This window comes from Hansschlegelia beijingensis (assembly GCF_045505405.1).
In the GTDB taxonomy this organism is placed as follows: domain Bacteria; phylum Pseudomonadota; class Alphaproteobacteria; order Rhizobiales; family Methylopilaceae; genus Methylopila; species Methylopila beijingensis_A.
In genome coordinates this window covers 1-4,410 of record NZ_JBJKEX010000254.1, presented here as the reverse complement: position 1 = coordinate 4,410, position 4,410 = coordinate 1, and the positions used below count along the sequence as shown (strand labels likewise).

Here is a 4,410-nt window from a genome sequence, read left to right as displayed (position 1 = left end):
CGGTGTCGACCACGGGGCAGCCGCGCTCGCCGAACTCGAACCAGTTCTGGTCGTGCGTGGCGAGGAACTGCTTGTGGTAGTGACAGGGTCTCGCCGCGGCCCTCTCCGGACGCACTGTCGAGCTGCGGCTCTCGGGACGCTCCCCGGATCGCTACGGGCGCCTGCGCGGCTTCCTGTCCGAGCCTGGCGCGGCTGACCACTCGGGTGTGGCGGCCGATCTGGTCGCGCGCGGGCTTCTGCGGTGGACCGCCGACAACAGTGACTGCGCAGCCACGCTGCGCGCTGCGGAGGACCGCGCCCGCGACGCGCGCCTTGGTTTGTGGGCGGAACCATATTACGAGGTCCAGGACGCGGCCGACGGCGAAGCCCTGATCACGGCCGAAGGGCGGTTCGTCGTGGCCGAGGGCCGGGTCGCGAGCGTCAGAACCGCCGCGGGGCGGCTCTATGTTAATTTCGGAAAGCGGTGGCGGAACGCGCTGTCGCTTACCGTCTCGGAGGCGACGCTGCGCAGGCTCGGCGGGGTCCAGGCGCTCGATCTGCGGACCGGCGCCCGTCTTCGGGCGCGCGGCGTGGTGGAAGCGCGACGGGGGCCAATCATCGAAGTGCTCAACCGGGAGCAGATCGAGCGCCTTGACGGGGCGCCGGGTCGATGAGGCTCCACGCGATCCGGAAGATCCGCAGCCTTTTCGCGGTCGCGCTCGCGGCGGCGGTCGTCGCCGGCTGCGCCGCGGTCAAGCCGGAGGAGGCCGCCCGTGAGCCGCTGGTGCCGCCGGAGGCGCCCAAGGTCGCCCCCTCGCCACCGACGGCGGTCAGCCAGGAGCAGGCGCGGATCGCGGCCGCCTATGGCGGCGTCTACGAAAAGCCGGATCTGAGTTCCTACCTGAACAGGATCGCCGACCGGCTCACGGCCGCCTCTGACCGTCCCGAGCTGCGGTACAAGGTCGTGATGCTGAACTCGCCGCTCATCAACGCCTTCGCGTTGCCGAACGGCAGCCTCTACGTCACGCGCGGTCTGCTGGCGGTCGCGAACGATTCCTCCGAGCTTGCGGCGGTGCTTGCGCATGAGATGGCGCATGTCTCGGCCCGCCACGCGATGCAGCGCGCGGATGAGGAGCGGAAGGCCGTGCTGGTCAGCCGCGTGGTCTCGGACATCCTTCAGGACCAGGAAGGCGCAGCCGTCGCGCTGGCGCGCGGAAAGCTCTCGCTGGCGAGCTTCTCGCGCGCGCAGGAGCTCGAGGCGGACCGGATCGGCGTTCAGAACATCGCCCGCGCCGGGTTCGATCCCTACGGCGCCTCGCGCTTCCTGCTGTCCATGGGCCGTCAGGCGGACCTGCGCAGCGCGGCGCTTGGCCAGAAGCCGTCACAGCCCGGGCTCGACTTCCTCTCCACCCATCCGTCCACCCCGGAGCGCGTGCAACTCGCGGTCGCGGCGGCCCGGCAAATCGGCGCGCCGGGCGTCGGCGAGCGTGACCGCGACGCGTATCTGACCGCGATCGACGGCATGGTCTACGGCGACGATCCGAGCCAGGGCTTCGCCCGCGGGCGGCAGTTCCTTCACCCGCGTCTCGGCTTCAGCTTCTACGCCCCGGCAGGGTTCACCTTCGAGAACGGCTCCGAAGCGCTGCTCGGGGTCGCGCCGGACGGACGCGCCTTGCGCATGGACGCCGCCAGGCTCGCGCCTGGGCAGACGCTGGAAGGCTACATCGCCGAGAACTGGGTCGACGGCGCGGCGCCCGGGCCGGTCGAGAAACTCCAGATCAATGGGATGGAGGCCGTCACGCTGATCGCGCGCGGCCGCGACTGGACGTTCCGTTTCGCGGCGATCCACTACGGCCCCGACGTGTACCGTCTGATCTTCGCCGCGCGCGACCTGACGCCCGAGGTCGACAACGGCTTCCGGCAGTCCATCCAGAGCTTCCGTCGGCTGTCGCAGGCCGAGAGCGACACCGCGCGTCCTCTGCGGCTGGACGTGGTCCGCGCGCGCCCCGGCGACACGGAAGCGACGCTCGCGAGCCGCATGGCGTTCCAGGACCGCGCGCCCGAGCGCTTCGCCGTGTTGAACGGCCTCGCGCCAGGCGAGCCGATCCGGCCCGGGACCCGGGTGAAGGTCATCGACGAGTGAACGCCGGCAAGTCCCCCGCGCAGGGCTGAGGCGCCCGCGCGGCATGCGCTTGGCCGAACTCCTGTGCGCGCCGGACGTTGAGGCGCGACAGACAGGAGGCGGTCATGCGCGTCGGGGTCATCGGGCTCGGGAACATGGGCGAAGGCGTCGCCCGCAATCTTCTGAAGAGCGGCCGCGAGGTCGTGGTCTGGAACCGGTCCTCGGCCGCGGTGGATGCGCTGGTCGACGCCGGCGCGCTGAAAGCGTGCGATCCGGCGGAGGCGTTCCAGACGGAAGTCGTGTTCTCGATGCTCAGCCAGGATGACGTGATCGAGGAGGTGGTGGTCGGCTCCGGCGCCTTGCAGAAGGCCGCAGCGGGGGCGACCCATGTCAATCTCTCCACCGTCTCGTTGGCCTTCGCCGACCGCATGGAGGCGCTCCATCAGGAGCGCGGTCTGAGCTATGTGGCGGCGCCCGTGCTCGGACGCCCGGACGTCGCGGCGGCCGGCCAGCTCAACGTGCTCTGCGCCGGCGAGCCGTCGGGCGTCGCCAGGGCGACGCCGCTGCTCGAGTTGTTCGCCAAGCAGGTCTGGCCGCTCGGCGACCGCGCCAGCAACGCCAACGTGGTGAAGCTCGCCTGCAACTTCGCTCTCGCGAGCATGATCGAGACGCTGGGCGAGGCGGGGGCCCTGGTCGACGGCTACGGCGTCGAACCCGAGCGTCTGTACGAGATCATGACCGGCACGCTGTTCGCGGCCCCCGCCTACAAGACCTATAGCGGCCTGATCGCCGAGCGGAAGTTTTCACCCGCGGGCTTCAAGCTGCCGCTTGGCCTGAAGGACGTGCGCCTCGCGCTCGCCGCCGGCGAGGCGAGCCAGACGCCGCTGCCGATCGCGTCCGTGCTTCGCGACGCGTTCATCGAGGCGATCGCGCAGGGCGACCAGGACAAGGACTGGTCGGCGCTCGCCGCCGGGGCGTTCCGACGCGCGGGAAGGCCGCTGGATTAGCCCTCCGGCTCCCCGCCCTCGGCCAGGAAGGCCGGGGCGCTCATGATGATGCGCTCGTCATTCCCGCCTATGGCGGCGAGGTCGCGTCCTTCATACGGCACGGCGAGCAGCACGGCGCGGAGGCACGCCAGTCTCATGCGCGCCTTGTCGTTGGCCTTCACCACGGTCCAGGGGGCGAGCTCGGTGTGGGTAGCGCGAAGCATGCGGTCGGCCGCCGTGGTGTAGGCCTCCCACAGGTTGAGGCCCGCGTAATCGATCGGCGACAGTTTCCATCGCTTGAGCGGGTCGTGGCGCCGGGCATGCAGGCGCTTGACCTGCATCTCGCGGCCGACGGTCAGCCAGAACTTGAACAGCCGGACGCCGTCTTCGACGAGCAGGCGCTCGATCTGCGGCGCCTCGTTCAGGAAATGCGCGGTCTGCGCCGGCGTCGCGAAGCCCATCACGACCTCGACCCCGGCGCGGTTGTACCAGGAGCGGTCGAACAGAACCATCTCGCCCGCCGTCGGCATATGGCCGAGATAGCGCTGGAAGTACCACTGCCCGGCCTCCGTCGAGGACGGCTTGTCGAGGGCGACGATGCGCACGTTTCGCGGGTTGAGGTGCTGCGTGAAGCGGGCGATCACGCCGCCCTTGCCTGCGGCGTCGCGGCCTTCGAAGACGATCACGACGCGCTCGCCCGTGCTGCGGGCCCACGCCTGAAGCTTCAGCAGCTCGATCTGGAGCTGGTGCAAGGTTCGTTCGTAGAGCTTGTCGTCCAGCTTGTGCCCGTAAGGGTAGCCGCCGCTTCGGAAGGCGGCTTCCTCGATCGCGATCGGCAGCCGGTCGTCATCCAGGTCGACCTCGACGCCGCCGATCGTCACCAGCGGCGCTTCTTCCGTCCCGGGCGGAGCGAGCTCGATCGTCGGATCGGACGTCGCCGCGTCCCGTTCGGTCTTGCCGGGCGCCGCCTCCTTGCGGCGGGACTTCGCGGATTCGTGTTTCTCGGCCATGATCATCCTGCCGCCGTTGTCGCGGCACTGTCATGCAGGTGCTGTCGAGTGTCGAATCTCCCCGACCACCCGACCCGATAGGTTTCGCCACAGGATGACTGACTCTACGGAGCGCGCGCGAACGTCGGTGGTCGTGTCTGAGCCGCCCCTCGAGCGGCTGATGGACGCGCGCTGGACGCTCGGCGCCGCCGGGCTGGTCATCCCGGCCTGATCGGCTGCCTGCCGGACCCGAAGCTGCTCAAGACCTGGAACGACCGCGAGATCCCGTTCGTCGAGAAGCACAAGGACCGCGTGCCGGCAGTGGGCACCGTGC

General features: G+C 70.1%; 4 protein-coding genes. 3 read left to right on the top strand and 1 reads right to left on the bottom strand.

Annotated features, from left to right (window positions below; all coding sequences use genetic code 11):
* Window positions 1-122: 122 nt before the first annotated feature.
* The 3 genes from ACIKT0_RS13645 to ACIKT0_RS13635 all read left to right on the top strand — a co-directional run bounded on the left by ACIKT0_RS13645 (window position 123) and on the right by ACIKT0_RS13635 (window position 3,108).
* Window positions 123-653 carry a hypothetical protein gene (locus ACIKT0_RS13645; protein WP_407105872.1) on the top strand — a complete coding sequence of 177 codons (531 nt, stop codon included), beginning with the start codon at window positions 123-125 and terminating at the stop codon, window positions 651-653.
* On the top strand, window positions 650-2,122 hold the full coding sequence (locus tag ACIKT0_RS13640; protein WP_407105871.1) for a M48 family metalloprotease: 1,473 nt from the start codon (window positions 650-652) through the stop codon (window positions 2,120-2,122). Before ACIKT0_RS13645 ends, ACIKT0_RS13640 begins: the two co-directional genes overlap by 4 nt.
* Window positions 2,123-2,226: 104 nt before the next feature.
* Window positions 2,227-3,108: an NAD(P)-dependent oxidoreductase gene (locus tag ACIKT0_RS13635; protein WP_407105870.1), complete on the top strand. Its 882-nt coding sequence runs from the start codon at window positions 2,227-2,229 to the stop codon at window positions 3,106-3,108.
* Here the strand turns inward: ACIKT0_RS13635 and ppk2 are convergent.
* Window positions 3,105-4,097, bottom strand: coding sequence for a polyphosphate kinase 2 (gene ppk2, locus ACIKT0_RS13630; RefSeq protein WP_407105869.1), 993 nt, complete (start codon window positions 4,095-4,097; stop codon window positions 3,105-3,107). The genes ACIKT0_RS13635 and ppk2 overlap by 4 nt on opposite strands.
* Window positions 4,098-4,410 lie beyond the last annotated feature (313 nt).